The sequence below is a fragment of the Brucella anthropi genome, assembly GCF_046630315.1.
Classification (GTDB): domain Bacteria; phylum Pseudomonadota; class Alphaproteobacteria; order Rhizobiales; family Rhizobiaceae; genus Brucella; species Brucella anthropi_A.
In genome coordinates this window covers 14,263-41,224 of the sequence record NZ_LQBD01000004.1, presented here as the reverse complement: position 1 = coordinate 41,224, position 26,962 = coordinate 14,263, and the positions used below count along the sequence as shown (strand labels likewise).

Below are 26,962 nucleotides of genomic sequence, written 5' to 3'. Positions count from 1 at the left end.
CCCATTTCCTTACTTCACAGCGGCATTGCCGCCATCGGCATAAAGCGCCGATCCCGCGACGAAACTCGACATCGGGCCCGCCAGGAACAGTGCCGCCTGCGCGATTTCCTCAGGCTGGGCGATCCGCTTCAGCGCATGGAGGCCCGCCGCCCATTCCTTCTGCTTCTGATCGCCGCCCATCGGCGTATCGACCCCGCCCGGCAAAAGCGCATTGGCCCGGATGCCGCGGGCGCCGTAATCAGCGGTGATGCCCTTGACCAACCCCATGAGAGCGGCCTTCGCGGTTCCGTAAACCGACATGCCGGGAATGCCGACGCTCGTGCCGACAAATGTCGATGTGAAGACAATCGACCCGCCACCCCGTTCGAGCATCAACGGGATTTGCGATCTGGCGCCCAGAAAGGCGGAAGTCAGGTTTCCCGCCAGCACCATATCCCAATCAGCGGACGCGATATCGGCAAGCGGCGCGATCGGACCGACCGTACCGGCATTGTTGAGCGCGATATCGAGGCCGCCGAATTTATCCCGCGCCGCCGCAGCCAGCGCCGCATGGGTCTCGGCGTCCGAAACATCGCCGGCAACGCAACAAGCCTTGCCGCCAGACGCCGCGATTTCCTCCGCGACCCGTTCCAGACCGGCAAGCCCGCGCGCATTCAGCACAATCGCCGCACCTTCCCTGGCAAAAAGCAGCGCAGCCGCCCGTCCTATTCCCGACGACGCGCCGGTGATGATTGCGACCTTGTCTTTCAAGCTGGACATTTTGAACCTCCATGATTTCGTGGAGATCCCGATTAATGTGCCAACCGCAACGCAACCATCCGTTTCTTGCGTTCGAATGCCGGAACGTTTTTGAGGAAAAATGTCAGTCGGTCTGTAAGCCGGGTTCTGTATGGCCGGGCTTTCGCCCGACGTGGCAGCCATTCATCTGGGACGGATGTTGCCACCCGCCTCGTGCAACCCACCCGGACGGCTGATCCGGAAACCGATTGCCGACCCTTGCGAGCCGACGCGCCGTCCCTATTCGGTCTTGCTCCCGATGGGGTTTACCGTGCCGTCTGCATTGCTGCAAACGCGGTGGGCTCTTACCCCACCCTTTCACCCTTACCCCGTCATCCCTGCCGTTGCGCCGTGGAACGGTACGGAAGACGGGGCGGTCTGCTTTCTGTGGCACTTTCCCTGGGGTCGCCCCCGCCGGGCGTTACCCGGCATCGTGTTTCCATGGAGCCCGGACTTTCCTCACCTGCCGCCTTTCGGCATATGACAGGCGCGGCTGCCCGACCGACTGACAGCGCGCATATAGCAACGATAGCGCGACAGTGAAACCGGCTTCCCGAAAAAATCTGGTCCGCCTGAAACAGAAAAGCCGACAGTATCTCCACTGTCGGCTCTCCGTTCACATCGGGCGGCCTGTACTCTACGCGACCGCCGACGTAAATCCACATTCATATCAAAGCGCGCGCATATAGGCCTTGACCGAGTTGCAGTACTTTGCCGAAGTCGGGTTCATGCGCTTTGCACCGTGACCGGCATTGTATTTCAGGATCGTGCCGCAGGTGCTTCCGCCGCCGAGCTTCTGGGCCATGGCCAGATATTTCATGCCGAACTGGATGTTCGTGGAAGGCTCGTAAAGCCCCTTGGCGGACCCCGTATAGCCGAGGCCGCGCGCGGTCGAGAGCTTGATCTGCATCAGGCCGATTTCACCGGCCTTGCCGCGCACATTCGGCTGGAAATTGCTTTCGTGACGCACAACCGCATGGGCAAGCGCGGAAGGCACGCCATAGGTCGATGCATAACGGTTGATGAGGCTGGAATAGGCACCGCCATTCCTGGCGCTGCGGGCTGCCGTGTCTTTCGACGGCGCATGCTTGCCAGTAGTACCCTGAGCAGAACCCCGAGTGGACCCCTTGGTTGCCGGTGCCGCGGGGCGGGTGACGACCGATGCCTTTTTCGGCGCCGTGGCGGACTTTTGTGCCTCGGCGGCTTTGTTCTGCTGGCGTGCCTTGAAGAGAGCTGCGAGGTTTGTCGGTTCAGTCGAAGGAGCGCTCATAGCTGAATTCAGGCCAAACGAACTCATCGCGCCGACAAGGGCGCAAACAACAACAAATTTTGCTTTCATAACCTACCGTCTTGGAACGTTTCTTTTGTCGGACCGTCCGTCTTGGGAAGACGATCCTCTTATTCCTGATCCCGCCCGATATGGATTTTTAGGCCCGTTTCCGCTGGGATTGAGCGATGAATTGGCGGGCAAATGCAGCCGAAGATTGGTTGTAAAAGTAAAATAGTCTTAACGGTTGTAATATTTGTGATTCACGCAAAGCCGCGCGAAATCCTTGCAAAAACCTTTGGCAATCGGCTTGGATCGATCTATTTTTTTGAAATCATTACAGAAATCCAGCACAACGCTGAATAGAAAAATTGCCCGCCCGCACCTGGTCAGGCGGTAACATTTTGCAAGGAAAAAATTAGCCTGTAGAGGGTATCTATAGTGGATACATCGGCCACTCCGTCCACATTTTGTGTCCGAAAATGACGCTGAAAGGCCTTGATCACGGTTTCGGTGCCTTCATCGAAGACACCGGTTATCGCGATTTCATAGCCGTAAAGTGCCAGCATGGATTGCAATGCCTCCACCGGCTGGCCGTTTTCACCGCGGGCCAGAAAGCGCCCGCCCCGGATCGGGGTCGGCTCGATGTAATGGCCGATGCCCGCATCGTGGAGCCGTTTCCAGGGAAAGTTATGGCCGGGATCGGTCTTGCGCGCCGGTGCGATGTCCGAATGGGCGAGAACATTTTCGGGTTTGATGGCATAACGCTCGCAAATATCGCGGCTGAGGCGGATGACGGCCTCGATCTGCTCGTCCTTGAAGGGCGGATAGTCTTCGAGATTGCCCGGATTGACGATCTCGATGCCGATGGAAGCCGAATTGATGTCCGTTTCGCCCTTCCAGTAGCTCTTGCCCGCATGCCAGGCGCGCGCCTTTTCGCTAACCATCTGCACAACCCGTCCATCCTCATGGACAAGATAATGCGCGGAAACTTCCCTGTCCGGCGATTTGAGCACCTGCACCGCCTCTTCCGCGGTCGCGAGCCCGGTATAATGGAGAATGAGAAAGACAGGCACCTTGCCATCGCGACGCGGGCCGAAATTGGGTGAAGGGTCGAGTGTCGCCCCCGCGAAGTCGGGCCGTTCAAGCACCAGCTCCCGCAGCAATTCGTTTCCGATGTCGCGCTCGTCGCTCATGCAGCCTCCAGATTCTTCTCAATGCTCGCCCATGCAGCATTTATCGCCGCCAGACGCCTGTTGGCAATGGTTATGAATTCGAGCGGCAGACCTTCCGCGACCAGCCGGTCGGGATGATGCTCCTTGACCAGCGCGCGATAGCGCTTGCGGGCCATGTCGAAGGAAACGCCGCGCTCCAGCCCCAGAATGGCATAGGGATCGTCAGCGCCGCGCTGGACATGGCGGATCGCGATCCGGTCGAACGCAACCGCGTCATAGCCGAAAATATCGGCGACCCCTGCCAGAAAGGCCATTTCCTTTTCGTGTACATAGCCGTCGGCGGTGGCAATATGGAAAAGGCCGTCGAGAATATCCTCCAGCAGATGACAATCGCTCTGCCCCTCGCTGCACAATCCGGCAAGCTGGCGGGCATAGGATTCATAGCCCGCGACATCCTGCCTGGCGAGATCGTAAAGCCGCGCGACATGCGCCGTCTCTTGCTTCGGCACGGCGAATATGTCCTGAAAGGCGCGGATTTCGTCCTGCGTGACAACGCCGTCGGCCTTGGCCATCTTGGCGGACAGCGCGATCATGGCGATGGAAAAGGCCACCCGGCGGCGCGTATCGGCATCGCCCTCGAAAACGGTGCGCACGGCTTCGATAACGCCAGTAATGGCGTTTGACGCCACAGACGTGACAAACTCACCGATGCGGACCCAAATCGACATGGGACTTTTCTATCGAATTCCGAATGAACTGAAAACCGCCCACACGGCCAAAAGTCTAAAAAACAAATATTTAGGCTGTCGTGACAAGCCTATTGCTGCGGCTCGCCCTTACCGAAGGAGCGCTCGGCGGCGGCAGCGGCGGCTTCTCCCGCGGCCTGGGCCTGCTGATCCGTCTGTCCCACGGCTTTCGCCGCAGCGACTGCGTTCGTGCGCGCACGCTCGATGGCTGCGGCTTTCTGTTCCGGGCTCACGACACCGGAACTGTCACGAAGCGATTTTACCAGGTCGGGCCCTTTTTCAGCGCTTGCGCTTTGCGCAGGTTTGGCAGGCTGCGAAACAGCAGCACCCTTCTCGCTGCCATTGGCTGTGGCGGCGGTTTCCTCGTCCCCCCTGCCGCAGGCGGCAAGCACGACAAGAACGATTGCAGAAATGAAGAACAGGAAATGACGGTTCATGACAAAAGCCATAACCGAACCGAGCCTGCGTTTAAACACGCAAAACGCAGAATGCCCGTCTTTTCCCATCGCAGATGCTTTCACGTTCATTTCATCCCAAAGCCGAAGACCGAAGCCTGTTGGCGCGAATGGCGACCCGGAAACCGGATCGCCACCCGAATGCAGACGCATGATGCGTCACGACTTCACACCGTCAGTTGGAAGGCGCGGTGCCCGTGCCCGGCGTCGACGGGGCCGGAGTGGTCGGGGCTGGCGTCGTCGTATCATTGTTCGAGGGCGCTGCCGGCGCGGATGGTGCCGGTGCGTTGCTCGTGTCGTCCTTCTTGTCGTTGCAGGCCGCAAGGCCGAGAAGCGATACAGCGGCGACAGAAGCAATCAGAAACTTCTTCACGTTGGCTCTCCTTCCTAGATCAGGCTCATTGGCCTGGTTTCAGGCATCGAATGGCAATATTGCCAAACGCCTCTCTCTGTTTTCTCCGTGCGTGGCCGGTTTGCCCGGACAATCACCTTTACGGCCGTTCATCGACACAGAAATCCTGTCGACCGCGACCGTCACACAGGAAAACGGCAGCACCGCGAAAAAGTTCTCTCAAATAGTCTTACCGAGCGTAATAAAGCGGCAGTATTACAGGCGCGCATAAGCCTGCGCGGATTTTTTTGCAACCCGCAGTTATTTCATCAAATCCTGAAAATGTTCGAGAATTACATGGGCATCGAAATTCACAACCGGTTCGATCGGCGAAATGCGCTGCCATGGCCGCGCATGGTGAGCCGCATTCAACTTTGCCCGGCAACGGAATATCTTGAAGCGCAAAATGCTCCGCACCAGACTTGCCCGCAAGACTGGTGACGTTCGCCTCCGGATCGCGTAACCGTTAGAAGACTAATTCGCGACACGGAACCGCTCCATGAACCGACTGGCCAGCCACAGCATTCTCGCCCTCGGCGCTTTGCTTCTCTCCGCCTGCACGACGGTGGATTACGACTTTTCCGATGTGCGAAAATCAACCGGTTCGGTCGCGCGGATCGCACCGCCCTCCGGCCCGGTAAAAGCGCCGCGCTTCGGCGATCGCGACCCGCATGACTGGACGGGCAAGACGCCCTGGCATTATCCGATCCACGGCACCGATGTTTCCAAATATCAGGCCGATGTGGACTGGAGCGCCGTGCGCGCCAGCGGCATTTCCTTCGTCTTCATCAAGGCGACAGAAGGCGGCGACCGTTTCGACGAGCGCTTCAACGAGCACTGGAGCGGCGCGCGCCAGGCCGGTATTCCGCGCAGCGCCTATCACTTCTATTATTTCTGCCGTCCGGCCATCGAACAGGCGCGCTGGTATATCCGCAACGTGCCGCGCGATCCCGGCGCGCTGCCGCCCGTTCTCGACATGGAATGGAACCCGCAATCACCGACCTGCAAGCTGCGCCCCAATGCAGCCGTTGTGCGCAAGGAGATGCGCATCTTCCTGCAAGCGCTGGAAAAACATTACGGCAAGCGGCCGGTCATCTATACGACGGTCGATTTCTTCGATGACAACGATCTGCGGCAGATGGCGGATTATCCGTTCTGGCTGCGCTCCGTCGCCGGTCATCCCGACGAGAAATATGGCCCGCATCCGTGGACATTCTGGCAATATACCGGCACGGGCGCCATTCCCGGCATCAAGGGCGACGCCGATATCAATGTCTTCGCCGGCGATACCGGTTCGTGGAAAAAGTGGCTGGAAAGCAACAAGGTCCGTTAACACGGCGCAGTTTGGCTGCTCACACCAAGTTTTGCTTCATTTCCGGGTCGGGTTGGGGCAATAGCTTAGCCAATCCCTGGGGGAGCTATTTTGCTCCCAATCTATGAGTGTGAGTTACCCATGAAGTTGTTTGCTTCAGTTTTCGCAGCCGCCTTGCTTGCATCGACATCCATGTCGGCTGCACAGGCCGCCGCATCTCCGGCGCCTGCTGCGACGCCAACTGAAAACACCGCCAATCTTCCCAAGCCGGAATGCGAGATCGATTACGGCCAGTGGATGGACAATCTGACCAAGGAAGCCCGCGCGGCCGGTGTCGGCGACAAGGGCATCGCCGAATTGCACAAGGCCATGCTTGAGCAGAAGGTGCTCGATCGCGACCGCAAGCAGACCGTGTTCAACCTGACCTTCACCGAATTTTCCAGGCGGCTCATCTCGGAAGCGCGCCTGAAGAAGGGCCGTGAAAATCTGGTCAAATATGCCGATGTCTTCAAGAAGGTTGAAGATAGCTATGGCGTTCCGGGGCCGGTGCTTGCCGCTTTCTGGGGGCTTGAAACCGATTATGGCGCCATTCAGGGCGATTTCGACACGCTGAACGCGCTTGTCACCCTTTCCTATGACTGCCGCCGTCCGGACCTTTTCCGCCCGCAGCTGATCGCCCTGCTGAAGCTTTTCGATCAGGGCGTGGTCGATGCGGCGACCACCGGCGCATGGGCTGGCGAAATCGGCATGATGCAGCTTCTGCCCAAGGACTATCTTGAACGCGGCGTCGATGGCGACGGCGACGGCAAGGTCGATCTGAAGAACAGCGTTCCCGATGCCATGATGACCGCAGGCCGCATGATTTCGGAACTCGGCTGGCAGCGCGGCCAGCCCTGGCTCGAAGAGGTGCTCCTGACCAGGGATCTGCCGTGGGAAGAAGCCATCCGCACCAATCGCAAGCCGCATTCCTGGTGGGCCGAACAGGGCGTGACCGGCCTCAACGGGCCGCTCGGCCCCGATGATGGCGATGCCTCGCTTCTGCTGCCGCTTGGCCGCAAGGGCCCGGCTTTCCTGTCCTATCCGAACTTCGACGTGTTCGTGGAGTGGAACAAGTCCATCGTCTACGCCATGACCGCCGCCTATTTCGCGACACGCCTTGCCGGCGCGCCGGCTTTCGATCCGGGCAACCCGGTTCCGGGTCTGACGCAGGAGCAGATGAAAGAACTCCAGACCAGGCTTCAGGCGCGCGGTTACGATATGGGCGGCAAGATCGACGGCGTGTTCGGGCTCCTGACCCGCGATGCCGTGCGCGCCGAACAGATGCGCCTTGGAATGCCGGCCGATTCCTGGCCGACACAGGAACTGCTCGACAAGCTCTGATATTCGACAAGGCGCGGTGTTCAAAACCCGCGCCTTTTCCCGTCCTGAAATGAAATGCGCCCCATGCTCACAACGCTGATCGTCGTCCTCCCCGTCTTTGCGCTGATTTTCTCCGGCTGGGGTGCCTTCAGGCTGAAAATACTCGGGACCCATGCGATAGCGGAACTGAACCGTTTTGTCGTCTATCTGGCGCTGCCTGCCCTTCTCTTCGACATCATGGCCAATACCCATGGCAGCGAACTCTGGCAGCCGGGCTTCATTGCCGTGTTCCTGCTTTCGAGCGCCATCGCCTTCGCATTGCCATTCGTGGTGCGGCTGCGCGGGAAACTGCCGCTGGCCGATACCGCACTGGACGGCCTCAACGCCGCCTATCCCAATACCGGCTATATGGGCATCCCGCTTTCGATGATCGCCTTCGGCTCCGGCGTTCTGGCGGCGACAACCATTTCGATCATCATTACCGTCTGCGTCACCTTTGCCTTTGCGATCGTGCTGATCGAAATCGGCTTGCAGACCGAAAAGAAGCCGCTCCGTCTCGTCTGGAAGGTCGTGCGCTCGCTGATCCGCAATCCGCTGCTTGTCGCCCCCGCACTTGGCGCTTTGGTGTCCTTCCTGGGGCTCGCCATCCCGGCCCCGGCGGAAACTTTCCTGAAGATGCTGGGCGGCGCCGCATCCCCTTGCGCGCTGGTCGCGCTTGGCCTGTTTCTCGCCCAGCCGCGCAAGATCGAACGCGAAAGCGTCAATGCCATTGCTTTTCTCGTTTCGGTGAAGCTCATCGTCCAGCCGCTCGCAACCTGGCTGCTGGCGGTCTATCTGTTCGGGCTGCCTCCGCTGCTGGCGCAAAGTGCCGCGCTCCTTGCAGCACTTCCGACCGGCACCGGTCCCTTCATGCTGGCCGAACATTATCGCCGCGAGGCAGCGATAACCTCCAACGTCATCCTCTACTCGACCGTGATATCTATCCTCACCCTGTCGGCCTATCTGGCGTTAATTCGCTGAAAACCGCAAAAAACATGCCAAAAAACCTGTGGCAACTGCGGCGAAAACAGCACCAAACATGGCAGTTCGGTGTCTTTTTCATGAAATGTGAACAATTTTTTCCGGTCAGATATTTCAATGGTTTAGGTGGTAAACGATAGGTTTATTTCTCCATCACGCCAGATTGCAGAACGAAATCTTCTTTTGTTCGCGGCGTTTTGCCCTTAGATTCCGGTTTCCTACCAGCGCGCGTCCGGGCATCCGGGCGCATATGAAGGAGACAGACCAATGGGACTGACGCGATCTTTGAATGTCCTCATGATCTGTGCGGCATTTGCATTTGTTGCAGCGTTGATAGCAGGCGTTATCCCGTGAGGGAATTGGCCTAAACCATTACGGCGGCTTCGGTTTTTGAGGATAGGCCGACCCGCGCGAAAACCAGAAAGCCCGGCGGAACCGCCGGGCTTTCCTTATTTTCAGGCAACTGCCAAAACCGCCTCTGCCTTCGGCCTTATGCCGATCATGTGACAGATTGCAAAGGGCAGATCGGCGCGATTCATGGTGTAGAAATGGAAATCCTGCACCCCGCGCTCGATCAGGTCCATTACCTGTTCGGCGGCAATCGCGGCTGCAACCAGCTGATGCGTCTGCGGATCATTGTCCAGCCCTTCAAAACGTTCCGCCAGCCAGCTCGGAATATGTGTCGCCGAGCGCGCGCAGAAATTTTTGACCTGCTTGAAATTATGCACCGGCAGCACTCCCGGAACGATCGGGATATAGATGCCCGCGCGGCGCACGCGCTCGACATAACGCTCGTAAAGATCGTTCTCGAAGAAGAACTGGGTGATGGCGCGCGTCGCTCCATTGTCGACCTTGCGCTTCAGCATATCGATATCGGTCGCGAAATCCGGGCTTTCCGGGTGTTTTTCCGGATAGGCGGAAACAGAAATGTCGAAATCCGCGATGTTGCGCAATCCACCGACCAGCTCGGCGCCGTTCTGATAACCGCCCGGCGTCGGCACGTATTTTTCGCCGATGCCATTGGCCGGATCGCCGCGCAGCGCCACGAAACGGTTGACGCCAAGCGCCGCGAATTCGCGTGCAACCCGGTCCACATCCTCGCGCGTCGCATCCACGCAGGTCAGATGCGCAGCAGGCTTGATATCGGTTTCCTTGAGGATGCGGGCCACCGTGCGCACCGTGCGCTCCCGCGTGGAACCACCGGCCCCATAGGTCACTGAAACGAATTCCGGCTGCAAGGGCGCAAGCCGCGTGACCGTATCCCAGAGACGCTGTTCCATTTCTTCCGTCTTGGGCGGGAAGAATTCGAACGATACTCGGGTGGTCTGGCCGACATCCGGTCGGCGGGAAAGACCGTAAAAACCCATCAAACTGTCTCCGTCATGCTTAGTGTCTGTTTTTGCCGCATGTCTTATCCCACCGTAGCGGGATCAGAAATCAGTCCAGTGGGCTGATTTCCCCGCGAAGGCGGTTCCCCCTTCCGGGAGACATGCGAAACCGGATCGGCAATGAGAAGGCGCGGATCGCGGGCAAGCCACAGCTTGACCGTCAGCCCGTCTTCGCCATTGGCCGCCTTCGGCTCCAGTTCCAGCGTCTTTTCCGGTTCAAGCCCGGCGTCCCGCATCCAGCCCAGCATCTGGTCGTCGCTGAAGCCAAGCCGCAGATGTGCATGTTCCTCACGCAGGAACTCAAGCTTGTGCGGCGCAAAATCGACGATCAGCAGCCGCCCGTTCGGGCGCAATGCCCGCGCGGCCTCGCGAATGGCGGCAAGCGGATCGTCCAGAAAGTGCAGAACCTGATGGATCGTCACCAGATCGAAGCTCTCGCGCTCGACCGGAAGCGCATAGACATCGCCCTGACGAACCTGCGCATTGCCGATTGCCGCAAGATCGAGATTGGCGCGCGCGACCGCCAGCATGTCGCGATTGATGTCGATGCCGACACCGCGTAGGTAAAGCGGGGCAAAAAGCTCCAGCAAACGGCCAGTGCCGGTGCCGACATCCAGCATGGCCTGAAACGGCTTGTCACCAACGATCTTCTTGAGCGCCACTTCCACCGCATTTTCGGAAACATGCAGCCTGCGAATCTGGTCCCAGCTGCCCGCATTGGCGCTGAAATAGGCGGCGGCCTTTTCCTGACGGCTGGATTTGACCTGCGACAGCCGTTCCATGTCGCGCTCGATCAGCGCATCGGCGCTGTCGAGGCGCGCCAGAAGCCCGCGCCCAAGATCGCCGCTGATCGCATTGTCGGCGAGGCGGAAATAGGCCCATGCGCCTTCCTGATAGCGATCGATGAGATCAGCTTCGGCCAGAAGCTTCAAATGGCGCGAAACACGCGGCTGGGACTGCCCCAGGATCGTCGTGAGGTCGGAAACGGTGAGATCACCGCGTGAAAGAAGCGCCAGAATGCGCAAGCGGCTGGGTTCAGCCACCGCCTTCAGCACATCCACCATCAGATCGAGTTGCAGTTGCAAACCGGCCATGCCTTCCGCTCTTTGTTGACGCCATCGCGTTTACGGCCCACCGGGGCAATCCGTAAAAGATATAAAGATATGTTTATATGGAAAGCGATTTTTGCGCAAGCGATTTTCGTGGCAGAATGAAACAAGCGAAGGATTCGCACATGATAACCGACTAAAGGGGGAGCCATGCGTGCAGGCACTACACGCCAGAAGGCAATCGCCAAATCGTTGACGCTTCTGCTTCCGGCAGTGCCCTATTCGGATTCCGAACCGATCCGTGCCGCAGCCCTCAGCCCGCATATGAAAACGCTGCCGCCCTCCACCGCCGTCTGGCTGGCAACGGTCGCGCATGTGCGCCACACGCATACGGATTACGATGCGCTGCGCGATGAAGGATATGACAAGGATTCAGCACGCTTCTTTGTGCTGGACGCGATCAATGCCAAGCTGACCGAATGGCGCGCGACCCGGCTTCTGTCGCCGGAAGACGACGAAGCCGTGGAGATGTGAGATTCAAAATTCCTTACGCCTGAGCCAATCAACAATCAGGTTTAAGAACACATATGGCCAAAATTGATGCAGCTTTAAGCGAGAAAATGAAACTGAAGCGCACCAAAGCATATGAAAGTTTCACTTATCTATCGACCAACAAACAGTTTATACATCCTCTCATAAACCGTCTGCGTTCGCTCCGCCGCAAATATGAATGATGTTTCAAGCCTCAGCATAGAGTTTCGCGGTCGCTCGAATTCTATCGGCGAGATCATAGATTTCATCCAAACTATCTATCTTAATCTTGTCCTCTTTCTCGCCGTCGAACAGACCTACATACTTTGTGGTTCGGTTAAACCAGAGACGGACCAGAGGCTTTCTATTATTATTATCGGCCAGAATCCCACAATAACTTTTCTGGTCCCTCATCACAACGCGTGCCGGCCGGAGAATATCCCGAACGATCACGCGCACGATCATAAAGCCCTCTGTTTCTTCCTCCGTGGTAACGACTTCTTCTTCGGTCTCCTCGTCTATTGTCAGTTCGGACACTTGGGTTTCTGCCAAAGCATTCGAGAGTCGCGACTGGACCGATTCGCGAATAATCTCGCGGAAAGCCGCCTTGACCATAGGAGCGAACTGTTCCCTGACCTGTGCCGTGAAACGTCCTGTATAAAGGCCGGACGTAACCATGCGGATGAGATCCTCCGGTGGTTCCTCCATGATCTGGCCGATTTCCTTCTTTATCGCCGACGTATATTTCAGCCGATGCGCCGATTGCAAAATCCCATCGACATTGAATTCCGATTTGGAAAACTTCTTCAATTCAGAGATCATCTGCCCTTGAAGATCAGAAAGATCAAAGGTCAGAAATGGTCGCTCATCCAGCTTGTTCGGTGCGACAAGATCACTGTGAAAATGGAAAGTCCGCCCATTCGTCAAAATCGCGAATTTTGCGTTTGTTACTGAAAAATAACGATAAAGCTGAGCTAGATGCACCTTATCGAGTAAGGTCGTTATCGGCTTGCACTCTATCAGAATACGGATTTCATTATCGATCTTGATCGCATAATCAACCTTCTCACCCTTTTTGCCTACAGCATCTGCTGTAAATTCGGGCACAACTTCTTCAGGATTGAAAACATCATAATCCAGTGCTGCCAGAAACGGCAGGACAATGGCTGTTTTGATAGCCTCTTCAGTTACCATTGCACTGGAATGAGTCTTAATGCGCTCTGAAAGAACGCGAAGTTTTTCTTCCACACTCATATTAACCCCGCCCCTTGAAGTACCACTTCAAGATGACAGAAGGCGCCGGAAAAGCAATAACCTATGCGAGCAAATCAATTACAAAATCACCAAAACAAGTATAGGAAAACGCCGCCCGAAGGCGGCGTCTGGATAGCCAAAAGAACACGGATTATTCTGTGCCGTGGCCTTGCAGATAGCCATGTTTGCGCGGGTTCGGCATGATAAGGCTGACGACGAACACAATCACCATCATCACGGTCACATACCAGAAGAAGCCGCTTTCCATGCCCTGCTTCTTGAACCACAGCGCCACATATTCGGCCGTGCCGCCGAAGATCGCATTGGCAATGGCATAGGAAAAGCCGACGCCCAGCGCCCGCACTTCCGCCGGGAACAGCTCCGCCTTCACGATGCCGCTGATGGAGGTGTACATGCTGACGACCGCCAGGGCGATCACGATATAGATGAATGCCAGGGTCGAACTCTGCACCGACCCGATCAGCGTCATGAGCGGAATGGTGGTCAGGATCGAAATGCCGCCAAAGCCGATCATCATCGTCTTGCGGCCGATCTTGTCGGAAAGAGCGCCGAAAAGCGGCTGCATCAGCATATAGGCCAACAGCACGAAGGTCATGGTTTCGCTGGCCGTTTCCTTGCTCATGCCGGCGGTGTTGACCAGATATTTCTGCATATAGGTGGTGAAGGTATAGAAGGCGAGCGAACCGCCAGCCGTGAAGCCGACGACGACGAGGAAGGCCCGGCGATGGTTCTTCCAGATATTGGCGAAGCTGCCTGCCGCCTTGTTGTTGCGGGTTTCTTCCGTCGAGGTTTCATGGAGCGTCCGCCGCAGGAAAAGCGCGACAATGGCCGCAACGCCGCCAATGGCGAAGGGAATGCGCCAGCCCCAGGCATGAAGTTCATCCGCCGTCAGGAAAAACTGCAACACCACGATCACCAGAACAGCAAGCAACTGACCGCCGATCAGCGTGACATATTGGAACGACGAGAAGAAGCCGCGCCGTCCGGCCAGCGCCACCTCGCTCATATAAGTAGCGGTGGTGCCATATTCGCCGCCGACGGAAAGCCCCTGCAAGAGACGCACGATCAACAGCAGGAATGGCGCCAGAATGCCGATGCTCTCATAGGTCGGCAAAATGGCGATGGCGAAGGAGCCCAGGCACATCATCGTCACGGAAATCAGCATGGATGTGCGCCGGCCAAGCTTGTCTGCAATGCGGCCGAACAACCAGCCGCCGATGGGACGCATCAGGAAGCCGGCGGCAAAAATCGCCGCCGCATTCAGCAGCTGGCTGGTCTGATCCTCCGCCGGGAAAAACTGCGACGCGAAATAAAGCGCGCCGAAGGAATAGACGTAAAAATCGTACCATTCCACGAGATTGCCCGAGGCGCTGGCCACGATGGCAAAGACGCGGCGGCGCGTGTCATGGGCATCATGTGCCGCTTCGACCTCGCCATTGGCATCGACATGCATTTCTGCATTGTTCATTCTGGACACTCCCTGTTGCAGCTGCCGCTTTTCGAAAGACGGGCTGCGCGATCACCTGTCTCGCCTGGGAGGGACAAAACGGCGATCCTTTCATTCAACAATCAAGGAACCCGTGCGCCGCAGACGCAAGGGTCCGATAAAAATTCCTCCCGGTGCAAATCTTGCCGACAAAAAGCGCGATCCAAAACCGGCGGCTCCAGTTGTTCCGAACATTGAAAAAGTCAAACGGAGTGAAGCCCGGAAGCCGGCCCTCACGCATCACGACCGCTTCCCGATGATGCGACATCGGGGCAAACGGCGACGATTTTTGTCAATCTAGAGCACGGTTCGCTTTCTTCGAGTCTCGAAAAGCGCCGCGGACGGCGGCGCCGGTGTTCAAAACCCTGCAAAACGGATCGGAACTGCCTGATCGGCGTTTGGGCTGAAAAGAACATAGAATGAAAATAGTTTGCATGCAATCGATTGGGAGTGGACCCGACCGAAATGGAGAAGGCAGCGCGGAACATTGTTTCGCGCTGCCTTCAACCTGTTGAAATATTGCAATTTTTACCGGCCCGTCGAAGCTGAAGGGGCCGGTAAATTTCTCGTGAAATGTGCCGCCGGGCCAGGGAGGCGAAGCCTCCGACATCAAGGTCAGAACGAAACTTTCAATCCGACCGTTCCATTGACACCAAAACTATCGCCCGGATGCGAGAGGCTGGTCTTGAGCAGGGTTTCGCCATAAAGCGCATATCTGCCAGCCGCCCAGTCATAGGTGCCGCCAAGGCCGATGCCGCCCCACAAGGGATCGTTATCATTGACGAAATCCAGACCGGCAAGGTTGACCTTCGTGCCATTGAGGAAATCGTAATAGAGATTGGCAATGCCATAGACGCTGGCGCGGGAGGCAAGGCCGTCGCGCCCCTGCCAGCGCTCTTCAGAATCGGCAGACAGGCCGAGCCGTCCGATCAGGCTGTCGCCGCTGCGAAGCCGGATACGAGCGTCGAAACCATCGTTGAAACTGTCAAAATCGACGGACGAATAGACAAGCTGCGCCTGCGGCGTCAGCGTCCAGCCCGGCGCGATTGCGGTGCGTTTTCCGGTTTCAAGGCTGAAAGCATAGCCAAAGCCCTTGTTGCCATTGGCGAGCCCTTGCGCAGCGATATCGGAGAACAGGTCGCTGTCGAACCAGGTGGCCTGCCCCTGTCCGTCGACATAGAACCCGTTATCGCCATACCATGTCAGCGTGCCGCCCACACCATAGGCGTCCGTGTCGATCGTGCCGGCGCCATAGACCGAGGTGACATCGGCGGAAGCCTTGCCGTAATGGCCGGTTATGCTGCCGATGAGGCCGCCCGCCTCGCTCTCGTAGAACTGACCGTCGATGCCGGCCTGCAATTTCCAGATATCGGTTTCGTGGCTTGTCCCGGTGGTCGTTCTGCGCACATCAAGACGATTATGCGCCCCTTCGACCCTCCCCCAGACGGAGCTGTTTCCGTCGATCACGACCCCCTCGCCGCTCTCGCCCGTCCAGTAACGATTGCCGACACGCTGCTGCAAGGTGGGAAGTGCATTCAGCTCCTGCAACACCTGCGGATAGACCTCATAAAGCGGCGCGCCCGCTTGATAGAGCGGCTTGGCCGGCTCTGGATCGTGGGATGGTTCTGCGGGCGGCGTATTGCCCGGATCGACTGGCGTGACCGGAACTTCCGGCTCCTTCGGCTTCAATTCAGACCGGAGATACCAGTCGCCGTCAGTCGGGTCGGTAACGCCGTTCTTCACAAGGCGATAAGCGTAAGCGCCGCTGACAACAACCTGCTGGCCGTTGATCGGATAATCGCCCTTAAGGGAGAAAACACCGTCCGATTGACCGCCAACCTCAATGATCTTTATGCCTTCTACGGTCGGGGCGCCTTCACCATCACGATTGATGACGCGGACATTGGCCGTGCCGGACGTATCGCCGGTGACAACCAGGCGATCGGTCTGGGAATTGTCGTCGCCGAGTACAGTCTCGATCTCGACAAGCCCGCCCTTGCCTTCCAGATTGCCGTTGATCGTCAGCGTACCAATGGAATTGCCGGGGGCGATGATTCCGTCCGCATCGAGCACAGTTGAGCCCACCGTGCCAATGCCCTGCAAACGGCCGCCAAGCACATTCATCGTGCCGCCAAGCGTACCGTTCACGGACAGGATGCCATTTTTGACATTGGTTACGCCGATAAAGGCCGTCTGGTCGCCATTGAAGCTGGTGCGCCCCGAGCCGATCTGGCTGATCGTTCCCTTGCCTTTGACTGCGACGTCAAAAACATAATCTTTTTCAATATGATTGAAGTTGAGAGCGCCCGCCCCGGCACCGAACTGGATCGCGCTTGCTTCGAGGGCGCCGGCCGCAGCGGCAGCCTCACCTTCGGCGCCGCCAATATTGAGTGTACCCTTGCCGGTCGCGCTGGTTGCAACCTTGATAGCGCCCGTTCCGTTGCCGGTCCTGACTTTGCCACCGTTCTTTACGGTCAGCGTGCCCGTACCGGCTGTTCCAAGCTGAAGATCACTACTGCCACTGTCCAGATTGACCAATGCGGAATCCTGACCGGAAACCGTCGTTACCGCTGTACCATCCTTGAGAGTGCCTATCAGCAACTGACTGGCCTGCACCAACCCGCCATCGCTGACCGATAGATCACCTTCCATGAGATAATAGGTGTTCGCGGTAGCCCATTTCGAGCCGGCTCCTGTAACAAGGATCGAACCAGACCCCGTTCCCTTCATCAATTTGTTCTTGCCGCCGACGAGAACAAGGCCATCGTTTACAATCTGGCCTCCATCGGCAACGGTAACAAAGCCTTCGCCGTCCTGAATTGTGAAGCTTTTAGGACTGAACGAAGATCCCTTGCCGGTAACGACAAGGTAGCCTTGAGAACCGTTCACCTGCGCCATCGTCAACGAGTTGTCAGCGGTGAAGACAGCGCCCGATTCAACGCGGATTGTTCCGACGGAATCGACCCCGCTCGCCAATGTCATGATGTTTCTCATCACATTGAGGACCGTGCCCTGCCCTTTTACAACGAGGCTTGCTGACGACGATGGATCCTGTGCGATATATAGTCCACCAGTGCTCGGTGTTCCGCTTGTCACCTGAGCACCGTTCTGGATATAAATCGCACCACCATTGATGCGAATTCTATTCTTGTACTCGCCGCTGGAATTGATGTTGAGGATACCCTCGCCATTCTTGACAAGTTCGCCGGAACCAAAATGCTTTCCAACAAAAGTCAATTCTGCATCAGCGCCAATATTCAGCACACTGTCTTTTGATGTTGTAAGCCCATACGAGCCCATATCGATGGTGAGATTCTTTGTAATTGCCGGTAACGCCGTAGGGTTAGCCAGATCGACACTCCCTGTGAACGTAATGGTTGAAGAAGCATCACCGTCGTTGTTTGCCTGGGCAATGGCGGCAGCCAATTCCGCCTCGTTCGATACAGAATAACTGGCACTATGCGCAGCCGGCGCAGCCAAGAACATCACCCCCGCGACAGCTAGCGCACTATAAGAGACTGTTGAGCGCCAGCGACATGCCAAACGCCAATTATTCAAAACGTCCCGCACCCAAAAGTTGAATGAATCAGGGAGCCCGCGACCATAATCGCCACCAGATTGCATATTGATATCCCCTCTATCCCAGCAAAGGCCGTCATTCCCCTGGGAGAAAGCAAATTTTTACAGTAATATTCTTATTGAATAATAAATGAATACATACAACAACCTTAAAGTTGAAAAATCAAATATCGTATTTACTTAAATTAGTCATTTCTAATAAGAATAATTTCTACCAACATTAAATCTTCACCGATGAGAGACAACTAGGAAAATTCGGGGGAAACGCAGCAGAACCTTGCCATCCCTGGTCGCGGGATAATGTTCCTTGAGCGCAACTTCGTACTGCGTGAGATAATCGCGCTGCTCGGCCTCATCGAGCGGGTCAAGGAAGGGACGCAGCCCCGTTCCCTTCACCCATTCCACGATGGCCTTCACGCCGTCGAGCGGGTGATTATAGATCGTGTGCCAGATATCGATGCGAGAAGCATGACCGGCAAAGGCATCATAATAGGTGCTGACGGACGGCAATGGCGCGCGCGCCTTGTCGCCGATCTTGGCCACGAACGCCTTTCTGCCTGCAATCTCGCGCATGGCGACATGGGTTGGTTCGCCCATATTGTCAGGCATCTGCACCGCCAGGACGGCGCCCGGCTTCAACAATGAAAGCAGCCGTTGCATCTGCTCGATATGATCCGGAAGCCATTGAAAAACAGCATTGGAGAACAGAACGTCCGTATCCCGGTCCGGCTCGAAGGTCGTTACATCACCGAGCCAAAAGGGCACATTTGGCAAACGGGCCCTCGCCTTCCCGATCATGTCGGGCGACGTATCGAAACCGGACACCTCGGCATCCGGCCAGCGCTCGACCAGAAGCTCTGTCGAATTGCCCGGCCCGCATCCGATATCGACCACCTTGCGCGGCCTGTCGATCGGTATCTGCGCCAGAAGATCGCGCGCCGGACGGCTGCGTTCGTCTTCGAACTTCAGATATTGCTGCGCGGACCAGTCCTTCATCGTGCTTCCTTTCGTCCAGCAAAAAGGCCGGTGCGATGCACCGGCCTTCGAGAGCAGTTACCGCGTCAGCGGCTTATATGTCACCCGTTTCGGGTTGACGCTGTCCGGCCCGAGACGGCGGATCTTGTCGGCTTCGTAATCCTCGAAATTGCCTTCGAACCATTCGACATGGCTGTCGCCTTCGAATGCGAGAATATGCGTTGCCAAGCGGTCGAGAAACATACGATCGTGGCTGATGATAACCGCGCAGCCAGCGAAATTTTCCAGCGCATCTTCAAGCGCGCCGAGCGTTTCGGTGTCGAGATCGTTGGTCGGTTCGTCGAGCAGCAGCACATTGCCGCCGGACTTCAGCATCTTGGCAAGGTGAACGCGATTGCGCTGACCACCGGAAAGGTTGCCGACCTTCTGCTGCTGGTCCCCGCCCTTGAAGTTGAACGCGCCGCAATAGGCGCGACTGTTCATTTCAAACTTGCCGAGCTTGATGACGTCATTACCGCCGGAAATCTCTTCCCAGACGGTCTTGTTGGCATCCAGCGCGTCGCGGCTCTGGTCGACATAGGACAGATGGACCGTCTCCCCGATCCGAACCGAACCATTATCCGGCTGTTCCTGTCCCGTCAGCATCTTGAACAGCGTCGATTTACCGGCGCCGTTGGGGCCGATCACGCCCACAATGCCACCCGCCGGCAGCTTGAAGGAAAGATCGTCGATCAGCAGGCGGTCGCCAAAGCCTTTCGACAGGTTCTCGACCTCGATGACCACCTGGCCCAGACGCTCGCCAACCGGGATGATGATCTGCGCATCGCCGGGGCGGCGTTCTTCCGCGCTCTTCACCAGCTCGTCATAGGCCTTGATACGGGCCTTGGACTTGGCCTGACGCGCCTTGGGGCTCGCCGAAATCCACTCGCGTTCACGCGACAGCGCCTTTTCGCGCGCCGCTTCTTCGCGGCCTTCCTGCGCCATGCGCTTGGCCTTGGCTTCCAGATAGGCGGAATAATTGCCTTCATAAGGAATGCCGCGACCGCGATCGAGCTCAAGAATCCAGCCCGTCACATTGTCGAGGAAATAGCGGTCGTGGGTGATGATGAGCACGGAACCCGGATATTCACGCAGATGCTTTTCCAGCCATGCCGTGGTTTCAGCGTCCAGATGGTTGGTCGGTTCGTCGAGAAGCAGCAGGTCAGGCTTGGAAAGCAGAAGCTTGCACAGCGCCACGCGGCGCTTTTCACCGCCCGAAAGCTTGGTGACATCCGCATCGCCCGGAGGGCAGCGCAGCGCTTCCATGGCCATCTCGACCTGGCTTTCCAGATCCCAGAGATTCTGGCTGTCGATGATGTCCTGAAGCTTTGCGCCTTCATCCGCCGTTTCGTCGGAATAATTCATCATCAGCTCGTTGTAACGGTCGATGATCGCCTTCTTGTCGGCGACGCCTTCCATCACATTGCCGAGCACATCCTTGGACGGATCGAGCTCCGGCTCCTGCGGGAGATAACCGCAGGTCGCACCTTCCGCGAGCCAGGCCTCGCCGGTATATTCCTTGTCGAGACCGGCCATGATCTTGAGAACGGTCGACTTGCCGGCGCCGTTGGGGCCCAGAATGCCGATCTTGGCATCGGGATAGAAGGAGAGATGGATATTCTCCAGAATCTTCTTGTTGCCATAAGCCTTGTTGAGGCCGGACATGTGATAAATGAACTGGCGTGCCATAAAGCGCGTCGTCTCCGCAGGTTGAGAAGCGCGGGTCGCCGATCGTGCGAACCGCGCGGAAATTGCTGAGTGTCTGAATCAAAAAGCGTCAGGCCGTAGCGAAAATGATGATTTTTGAGAACCGGAGCGCAGTGTACATAAGTACATGAGCACCGGAAGCGCAGAAGATCGTCATTTGCAGCCAGGCATGGCGACTTTTGGATCAGACACTGACGCGTATGTAGGCCAAATATGCCCCGGACGCAAACGGCAACCCGTGAAATGGCAGCCGTCTGAACCGCAAATCAAACTCTGATGAAAACCATCAATAATGAAACCGGGCGCGGATATTTCCGTCACCCGGTTTCCCCTCTGGCCACCGCCCGCGAAAGTTTCCTCCCCTTCATCGGACGGCCTGCAAGTTATGACGTGGAATCCTGTTTAGACGCCCCTGATTGCCCTTCAAAACTCCGCCTGCAAAGCTAGATTTGCTTAAGCTTTTGCGCTTTTCAAGCAGAATCTGCACAAAAAACGCGACTGCCTAAAATTCATTCACCCTCCGTTCCAATGCCTGTTTTTATGACGCCGCACCGGGGATGATTGACTATTTGCACGGCATAAAATCAGATGGCGCAATGACATTCAAAACCATTCACCATCTCGCCGTTTCCGGCCGAACGAAACTTCCGTTCCGCTGCGTCCGCGCGGACATGCCGCGAGGGGTTGTCCAGCTATGCCACGGCCTTGCCGAACATTCCGCGCGCTATGAGCGCTTTGCCCATGCCCTGGCCGCGGCGGGCTACCACATCTATATCCACGACCATCGCGGGCATGGCGGCAATATCGGCGCTCATGCGCCAAGGGGAATGTTCGCACGGAAGCTCGGCTATTGCGTGGCCATCGAGGATGTGCGGGCGCTCAACCGGCATATCCACGAGAACCATCCGGGCCTGCCGGTGGTGCTTTTCGGCCATTCCATGGGCGGGCTCATCGCGCTCAACTATGTGCTGGATCACGCCGATACAGTCGATGCGGCGGCAATCTGGAACGCAAATTTCGACGGCGGCGCGGAAAGCGCTGCGGCCCTCGCACTCCTTTATATGGAGCGCATGCTGAAAGGCTCGGACGTGCCGAGCAGCATCCTGCCGAAAATGACCTTCCGCGCCTGGGGCCGGTCCATAAAGGGCCACCGCACGCTGTTCGACTGGCTTTCGCACGACCCGGCGGAAGTCGATGCCTATATCGCCGATCCCTTGTGCGGCTTTGATGCCAGTGTGGCGCTGTGGATCGATATTTTCCGCATGATCCGGCGCGGCGCCGACAATCGAAACTTCGCGGAAGTTCCACGCAACATGCCGTTCAATCTCGTGGGCGGGGCGGAAGACCCGGCAACGGCAAACGGTGCTGCTGTGCGCAGGCTGGCGGAGAGAATGCGGAAAATGGGTTTCGAGCGTGTGCAATGCACGATCCTGCCCGGCACCCGCCACGAGAGCCTCAACGAGATCAACCGGGATCAGGTGACGCAGAATTTTCTGGATTGGCTGGCGGAAGCTCTTCCGTATCCGGCGATGTCCGGCTAAAAAACGGCAGTCAACCGATCACACGACCATTTACTAGGGCCAAAACTCACGATTACTTGAACCGTCTTGGCTTTACCATCCAATCAATGCTATGGAGCGCGCCTTGCGCACTATCGGGTTTCCGGGCAGGAAAGCCGGGCTTATGCAGATAGCGCGAGGAATGAAGGAACACTCCGCTTGGAAACACCGATGATTTCTGTGGTTATCCCCTGCCGCAACGAAGCTGACAATCTCGCCTTTTTGCTGGATGAGGTCGATGCCGCCATGCAGGGCCGCGCATATGAAGTCATCGTCGTCGACGACGGTTCGACGGACTCGACCAGCGATGTGCTCGCGGGCCGCATCCATGCGGGCAAGCCGCTGCGCCATCTGCGCCATGACCGCTCGTCCGGCCAGAGTGCGGCCGTGCGCTCCGGTGTTTTTGCAGCGCGCGGCAAGATTGTCGTGACCATGGATGGCGACGGGCAGAACAACCCCGCCTATCTCCCGGTTCTGGCGGACGCCCTGATGAAGGCCGGGCCTGACTACGGCATTGCCGCCGGACAGCGCCTCAAGCGCACGGATACGAAACTCAAGCAGCTTTCGTCACGCTTTGCGAACAATCTGCGCGGTGCGATCCTCAAGGACAAGACGCGCGATTCCGGCTGCGGCCTGAAGGCGCTGCATACCGATCTTTTCCGGCAATTGCCGTTCTTCGACGGATGGCATCGCTATCTGCCTGCCTTGGCGCTGCGCGAAGGCTACGATGTGGTGCATGTGGATGTGGTCGACCGCGAACGCCGCCACGGCAAATCCAATTACGGCATTCTGGACCGTGGCGTGCGCGGCATTCTGGACCTTTATGGCGTCTGGTGGCTGCGCAAGCGCCGCAAGGTTGTTCCCCGCGTGAGGGAGATCACCCATGACTGATATTTTCAACAGCCTGTCGCAATGGCTGCACGAGGTCTTCGTGGCGCAGTGGGACGGCTGGATCGTGCTAGGCTTCGTCGCGCAGGCCTGCTTTACCATGCGCTTCGTCGTGCAGTGGCTGGCGTCCGAAAAGGCAAAGCGCAGCGTCATGCCGGTTGCCTTCTGGTTCTTCTCGCTTTTCGGCGGCACGCTGCTTCTGATCTATGCGATCCAGCGCAAGGACCCGGTCTTCATCGCGGGGCAAGCGCTTGGCCTCGTCGTCTATATCCGCAATCTCTGGCTCATCGCCAATGAAAAGAAGCGGCTGACAGCCGGGGAATAAATCCCCCCGGCATTTCACTCAGACCGGAAGCGTCCGCCCGACGGAACGATAATCAAGCCCCGTGCCCGCAATATCCTCGGCCTTGTAGACATTGCGCAGGTCGATCAGCACATGTCCGGCCATGACATGGGCGAGCCGTTTCAGATCGAGCGCGCGATAGGCATTCCATTCGGTCAACAGGGCAACAACACCGGCACCCTTCGCCGCTTCATAAGCCGAATTGCACCAGACGACACCGGGAAGCACGGCCCTGGCCGCATCCATGGCTTCCGGATCATGCGCCTGAACCTTGATCCCGGCCTTCTGAATGGCGGCGATAATGTCGAGCGCGGGGGATTCACGAATATCATCCGTGTTCGGCTTGAAGGCGACGCCCAGAACCGCAACCGTATCCGCACCGCTTTCCTTTGCCGCAGTCACGATCCGTTCGGCCATGGATTGCTTGCGCGCCTCATTGACCGCGATGACCTGCTCGATCAGCGATTGCGGCGCATCATATTTCTTGCCGGTTGCCGCGAAGGCGCGCGTGTCCTTCGGAAAGCACGACCCGCCGAAACCCGGACCGGCATGCAGGAATTTCGAGCCGATGCGGTTGTCCATGCCGATGGCGCGCGCCACTTCCTGCACATTGCCGCCGGTCTTCTCGCAAAGATCGGCAACCTGATTGATAAATGTCACCTTCATGGCCAGAAAGGCATTGGCCGCATATTTGATGATTTCCGCATTTTCCAGCGACGTGACGACCATCGGCGTTTCACGCAGGTAAAGCGGACGATAGAGGCGCTGCATCGCGGCCCTGCCGCGCTCGTCCTCCACACCGACCACCACACGGTCAGGCCGCATGAAATCCTCGATGGCCGAACCTTCCCGCAGGAATTCCGGATTGGACACCATGGAGAACGGCACGCCCGGATTGGCAGCCCTGATGCGGTCGCGTATGCGCGCATTGGTGCCCACCACCACCGTCGATTTGATGACGACCACGGCGCCCGGCTTCATGGCGGCGGCGATTTCATCCGCGGCCGCCTCGATATATTGCAGGTCCGCCTCGCCATCGCCGCGACGCGACGGCGTGCCGACCGCGATGAAGATGACATCGGCATCGGCGACGCTGACGGCAAGATCGGTGCTGAACTCCAGCCGGCCATCGCGAATATTGCGGGTCATCAGCTCATCGAGCCCCGGCTCGAAGATGGTGACTTTCCCGGCTTTCAGCCGCTCGATGATCGACGGATTCTTGTCGACGCAAGTGACGTGAAAGCCGAATTCGGCAAAACACACGCCCGAAACCAGACCCACATAGCCCGTTCCGATCATCGCCAGCTTCATATGTTCAGTCCTTCAGTTGGGATTAAAGCCACTTGTCGTAGTCTGAGACCAAGAGATGCAGCGGCTTTTCATTTTCTTCGATATCCGAAAAACGGCCGATCGGCTCGCGGAAAATATTATCGGTCAGATCGTCATTGACGGTCGAAACCTCGCCGATCAGCACGTCGCCGCCCTCGCCCCAGAAAGCGTGCCAGTTGCCCGGCAGCAGCGTGACGCTTTCGCCCGGCTGGAGCTTCAGATGCGCGCCCGCCTTCTGCGTCACAAGGCGTCCATCGGTTGCGACCGTCACATCGGTTTCCTCGTCCACGCTGCCATCCGGCAGCGAGTTGAACAGTTCCAGCACCAGCGTGCCGCCGCCGCGATTGATGATGTCTTCCGCCTTCACCACATGGCGATGCATGGGCGAAAGCTGGTTTTCACGCGAAATCATGATCTTTTCGGCATAGAGCATGCCGCCGCCGCGCTTGAGGTCCGCGGCATTGCCGTTGCGCGTGGTGAAGAGGAACAGGCCGAGATCGGCAAACTTGCCCTGCCCGTAATCGGTGATATCCCAGCCAAGACGCGCCTCGCGGATGGCATGGGCATCGGACGAGGTGCGCGCCTTCAATTCCTCGGGCGACCAATATGCGAATGGCGGCATGACATAGCCGAAAGAGCGGATGAATGCGTCGCTTTCACGAATGATCTCGTTGATTTCAGAACGTTTCATGGCCACCGATCCTCCCATGGGATGAAACAGATTGGGATATGGTTGACGTGGTAACTGGCTTTTAAACCAATTTGCAATCCCGGAAACGTCGTGAACGCGATATTTTGACGTGTCGTCTTTACGCGAAAACCATGTCGCATCCCAATGCGCGTTTGGAATAGTTCAGTGATTGAATCAGCGTAACGGAAGCCAGTTCACAGACCTCGGGAGATGTGGGCAAGCCATTGAGATAACGGGACAAGCCGCGCTTCTGGAAGACAAAGGGAACACCGGATCGAGCCATGGTCGCTGGGAGAACAGCGCAAGGCCGATCCAAGATGGAAAGCAAGGGTTCGATTCTATGGACGTTCGCAATAAAGCGCTGGGGGAAATGCTGGGGCTGTTGACCGGGCGCGACCCCAATTTCAGCCTGGAGCAGAAATTCTACACCGATCCCGACTATTACAAGCTCGATCTGGAGAACATCTTCTACAAGGACTGGCTGTTTGTCGGCCATGATTGCGAGCTGCCGAAGACCGGCTCCTACATGACCGTGCAGATCGGCGCTTATCCCGTCGTCATCGTTCGCGATGCTGAGGGCGGCATTCGCGCTTTCCACAATTCCTGCCGCCATCGCGGCTCGCGCATCTGCGCGGCTGAAAAGGGAACCGCCGCAAAGCTCGTCTGCCCCTATCACCAGTGGACCTACGAACTGGACGGACGCCTGCTCTTCGCCCGTCAGGTCGGCCCTGACTTCAAGCCGGCCGAATACGGCCTGAAACCGGTGCATTGCGAAACCGTCGCCGGCTATATCTATGTCTGCGTGGCCGACGAAGCGCCTGATTTCGGTGCCTTCCGCAATCTGGTCGAACCCTATCTCGCGCCGCACAACATCAAGGATGCGAAGGTCGCCTTTGAAAGCTCGATCATCGAAAAGGGCAACTGGAAGCTTGTCTGGGAAAACAACCGCGAGTGCTATCACTGCGCCGCGAACCATCCCGAGCTTTGCCGCACCTATCCGGAAGCGCCATCGGCCACCGGCGTGCAGGGCGTGATGGAAGACCCGGAGATCAATCAGCTCTGGAAGAATTGCGCCAGCGTCGGCCTGCCCGCGGAATTCAACATGTCCGAAGACGGACGCTATCGCATCACCCGCATCCCGCTTCTGCGCGACGCGGTGAGCTATACCATGTCCGGCAAGGCGGCGGTCAGGAAGCCGTTGAGCGATCAGGTGGCAGGCAGCACGAATATCGGCGCCATGCTGCTGTTCAACTATCCCTCGACCTGGAACCACCTGATGGCGGATCACGCGATTTCCTTCCGGGTTCTGCCGATCAGCGCCGAGGAAACACTCGTCACCACCAAATGGCTGGTCCACAAGGATGCGGTGGAAGGCGTCGATTACAACCTCGATGAACTCACCCATGTCTGGATACAGACCAATGATCAGGACCGGCAGATCGTGGAGGAAAATGCGGTCGGCATTCGCTCGCCCGCCTATCAGCCCGGCCCCTATTCGGTCGAACATGAAGGCGGCGTGATGCAGTTCCTCGAATGGTACACCAACACCATTACGCCGCGCCTGCGCGGTGAAACGGCAAAGCTCAGCCGCGTCGCCTGATAGTGTAATATGAATCGGGAA

General features: G+C 57.6%; 24 protein-coding genes and 1 other RNA gene. 9 read left to right on the top strand and 16 right to left on the bottom strand.

Annotated features, from left to right (window positions below):
• Window positions 1–9 precede the first annotated feature (9 nt).
• The 7 genes from AVM02_RS02705 to AVM02_RS02675 all read right to left on the bottom strand — a co-directional run bounded on the left by AVM02_RS02705 (window position 10) and on the right by AVM02_RS02675 (window position 4,793).
• On the bottom strand, window positions 10–759 hold the full coding sequence (locus tag AVM02_RS02705) for an SDR family oxidoreductase (RefSeq protein ID WP_411505490.1): 750 nt from the start codon (window positions 757–759) through the stop codon (window positions 10–12).
• Between the two features lie 99 nt (window positions 760–858).
• Window positions 859–1,286, bottom strand: an RNA gene (rnpB, locus tag AVM02_RS02700) — RNase P RNA component class A.
• 161 nt (window positions 1,287–1,447) lie between these two features.
• Complete coding sequence (locus AVM02_RS02695; RefSeq protein WP_411505489.1) at window positions 1,448–2,116, bottom strand: lytic transglycosylase domain-containing protein; 669 nt, start codon at window positions 2,114–2,116, stop codon at window positions 1,448–1,450.
• Window positions 2,117–2,433: 317 nt separating this feature from the next.
• Window positions 2,434–3,240 carry an N-acetylmuramoyl-L-alanine amidase gene (locus AVM02_RS02690; protein WP_411505488.1) on the bottom strand — a complete coding sequence of 269 codons (807 nt, stop codon included), beginning with the start codon at window positions 3,238–3,240 and terminating at the stop codon, window positions 2,434–2,436.
• Window positions 3,237–3,947, bottom strand: coding sequence for a TerB family tellurite resistance protein (locus AVM02_RS02685; protein ID WP_411505487.1), 711 nt, complete (start codon window positions 3,945–3,947; stop codon window positions 3,237–3,239). The genes AVM02_RS02690 and AVM02_RS02685 overlap by 4 nt, the downstream gene beginning before the upstream one ends.
• Window positions 3,948–4,036: 89 nt before the next feature.
• Window positions 4,037–4,402 (bottom strand): hypothetical protein, encoded by a 366-nt coding sequence (locus AVM02_RS02680; RefSeq protein WP_411505486.1) that lies wholly within the window; start codon window positions 4,400–4,402, stop codon window positions 4,037–4,039.
• Between the two features lie 193 nt (window positions 4,403–4,595).
• On the bottom strand, window positions 4,596–4,793 hold the full coding sequence (locus AVM02_RS02675) for a hypothetical protein (protein ID WP_104756186.1): 198 nt from the start codon (window positions 4,791–4,793) through the stop codon (window positions 4,596–4,598).
• 87 nt (window positions 4,794–4,880) lie between these two features.
• Between AVM02_RS02675 and AVM02_RS02670 the strand changes: the two genes are divergently transcribed.
• The 4 genes from AVM02_RS02670 to AVM02_RS02655 all read left to right on the top strand — a co-directional run bounded on the left by AVM02_RS02670 (window position 4,881) and on the right by AVM02_RS02655 (window position 8,502).
• Entirely contained in the window at window positions 4,881–5,252 is a 372-nt protein-coding gene (locus tag AVM02_RS02670) for a hypothetical protein (RefSeq protein ID WP_411505485.1), read from the top strand.
• Window positions 5,253–5,310: 58 nt separating this feature from the next.
• Entirely contained in the window at window positions 5,311–6,144 is an 834-nt protein-coding gene (locus tag AVM02_RS02665) for a GH25 family lysozyme (protein ID WP_411505484.1), read from the top strand.
• A 120-nt stretch (window positions 6,145–6,264) separates the two neighbouring features.
• Window positions 6,265–7,503: a lytic murein transglycosylase gene (locus AVM02_RS02660; RefSeq protein WP_411505483.1), complete on the top strand. Its 1,239-nt coding sequence runs from the start codon at window positions 6,265–6,267 to the stop codon at window positions 7,501–7,503.
• Window positions 7,504–7,566: 63 nt separating this feature from the next.
• Entirely contained in the window at window positions 7,567–8,502 is a 936-nt protein-coding gene (locus AVM02_RS02655; RefSeq protein ID WP_411505482.1) for an AEC family transporter, read from the top strand.
• 455 nt (window positions 8,503–8,957) lie between these two features.
• Here the strand turns inward: AVM02_RS02655 and metF are convergent, their stop codons facing one another.
• Window positions 8,958–9,869: a methylenetetrahydrofolate reductase [NAD(P)H] gene (gene metF / locus AVM02_RS02650; RefSeq protein WP_411505481.1), complete on the bottom strand. Its 912-nt coding sequence runs from the start codon at window positions 9,867–9,869 to the stop codon at window positions 8,958–8,960.
• A gap of 44 nt (window positions 9,870–9,913) precedes the next feature.
• Window positions 9,914–10,984, bottom strand: coding sequence for an ArsR/SmtB family transcription factor (locus AVM02_RS02645; RefSeq protein WP_411505480.1), 1,071 nt, complete (start codon window positions 10,982–10,984; stop codon window positions 9,914–9,916).
• A gap of 165 nt (window positions 10,985–11,149) precedes the next feature.
• On the opposite strand from AVM02_RS02645, the gene AVM02_RS02640 reads away from it, so the two are divergent.
• Window positions 11,150–11,473 carry a DUF2293 domain-containing protein gene (locus AVM02_RS02640; RefSeq protein WP_411505479.1) on the top strand — a complete coding sequence of 108 codons (324 nt, stop codon included), beginning with the start codon at window positions 11,150–11,152 and terminating at the stop codon, window positions 11,471–11,473.
• Between the two features lie 204 nt (window positions 11,474–11,677).
• On the opposite strand, the gene AVM02_RS02635 is transcribed toward AVM02_RS02640, so the two are convergent.
• The 5 genes from AVM02_RS02635 to ettA all read right to left on the bottom strand — a co-directional run bounded on the left by AVM02_RS02635 (window position 11,678) and on the right by ettA (window position 20,513).
• Entirely contained in the window at window positions 11,678–12,724 is a 1,047-nt protein-coding gene (locus AVM02_RS02635; RefSeq protein WP_411505478.1) for a type I restriction enzyme HsdR N-terminal domain-containing protein, read from the bottom strand.
• A gap of 151 nt (window positions 12,725–12,875) precedes the next feature.
• The gene (locus AVM02_RS02630; protein ID WP_411505477.1) at window positions 12,876–14,213 is read right to left on the bottom strand and encodes an MFS family transporter; all 1,338 of its coding nucleotides are present in this window, start codon (window positions 14,211–14,213) and stop codon (window positions 12,876–12,878) included.
• Between the two features lie 633 nt (window positions 14,214–14,846).
• On the bottom strand, window positions 14,847–17,468 hold the full coding sequence (locus tag AVM02_RS02625; protein WP_411505476.1) for an autotransporter outer membrane beta-barrel domain-containing protein: 2,622 nt from the start codon (window positions 17,466–17,468) through the stop codon (window positions 14,847–14,849).
• Between the two features lie 570 nt (window positions 17,469–18,038).
• The gene (gene tam, locus AVM02_RS02620; RefSeq protein ID WP_411505475.1) at window positions 18,039–18,806 is read right to left on the bottom strand and encodes a trans-aconitate 2-methyltransferase; all 768 of its coding nucleotides are present in this window, start codon (window positions 18,804–18,806) and stop codon (window positions 18,039–18,041) included.
• A 57-nt stretch (window positions 18,807–18,863) separates the two neighbouring features.
• Window positions 18,864–20,513 (bottom strand): energy-dependent translational throttle protein EttA, encoded by a 1,650-nt coding sequence (gene ettA, locus AVM02_RS02615; RefSeq protein WP_411505474.1) that lies wholly within the window; start codon window positions 20,511–20,513, stop codon window positions 18,864–18,866.
• A gap of 614 nt (window positions 20,514–21,127) precedes the next feature.
• On the opposite strand from ettA, the gene AVM02_RS02610 reads away from it, so the two are divergent.
• The 3 genes from AVM02_RS02610 to AVM02_RS02600 all read left to right on the top strand — a co-directional run bounded on the left by AVM02_RS02610 (window position 21,128) and on the right by AVM02_RS02600 (window position 23,303).
• Window positions 21,128–22,072 carry an alpha/beta fold hydrolase gene (locus AVM02_RS02610; RefSeq protein ID WP_411505473.1) on the top strand — a complete coding sequence of 315 codons (945 nt, stop codon included), beginning with the start codon at window positions 21,128–21,130 and terminating at the stop codon, window positions 22,070–22,072.
• A gap of 177 nt (window positions 22,073–22,249) precedes the next feature.
• The gene (locus AVM02_RS02605) at window positions 22,250–22,981 is read left to right on the top strand and encodes a glycosyltransferase family 2 protein (RefSeq protein WP_411505472.1); all 732 of its coding nucleotides are present in this window, start codon (window positions 22,250–22,252) and stop codon (window positions 22,979–22,981) included.
• The gene (locus AVM02_RS02600) at window positions 22,974–23,303 is read left to right on the top strand and encodes a lipid-A-disaccharide synthase N-terminal domain-containing protein (RefSeq protein ID WP_411505471.1); all 330 of its coding nucleotides are present in this window, start codon (window positions 22,974–22,976) and stop codon (window positions 23,301–23,303) included. Before AVM02_RS02605 ends, AVM02_RS02600 begins: the two co-directional genes overlap by 8 nt.
• An 18-nt stretch (window positions 23,304–23,321) precedes the next feature.
• Here AVM02_RS02600 and AVM02_RS02595 read toward each other — a convergent pair whose 3' ends face one another.
• Both AVM02_RS02595 and AVM02_RS02590 read right to left on the bottom strand, forming a co-directional pair.
• Window positions 23,322–24,632 carry a UDP-glucose dehydrogenase family protein gene (locus tag AVM02_RS02595; protein WP_411505470.1) on the bottom strand — a complete coding sequence of 437 codons (1,311 nt, stop codon included), beginning with the start codon at window positions 24,630–24,632 and terminating at the stop codon, window positions 23,322–23,324.
• 22 nt (window positions 24,633–24,654) lie between these two features.
• Window positions 24,655–25,341 carry a D-lyxose/D-mannose family sugar isomerase gene (locus AVM02_RS02590; RefSeq protein WP_411505469.1) on the bottom strand — a complete coding sequence of 229 codons (687 nt, stop codon included), beginning with the start codon at window positions 25,339–25,341 and terminating at the stop codon, window positions 24,655–24,657.
• A 340-nt stretch (window positions 25,342–25,681) separates the two neighbouring features.
• On the opposite strand from AVM02_RS02590, the gene AVM02_RS02585 reads away from it, so the two are divergent.
• On the top strand, window positions 25,682–26,941 hold the full coding sequence (locus AVM02_RS02585; RefSeq protein ID WP_411505468.1) for an aromatic ring-hydroxylating oxygenase subunit alpha: 1,260 nt from the start codon (window positions 25,682–25,684) through the stop codon (window positions 26,939–26,941).
• Window positions 26,942–26,962 lie beyond the last annotated feature (21 nt).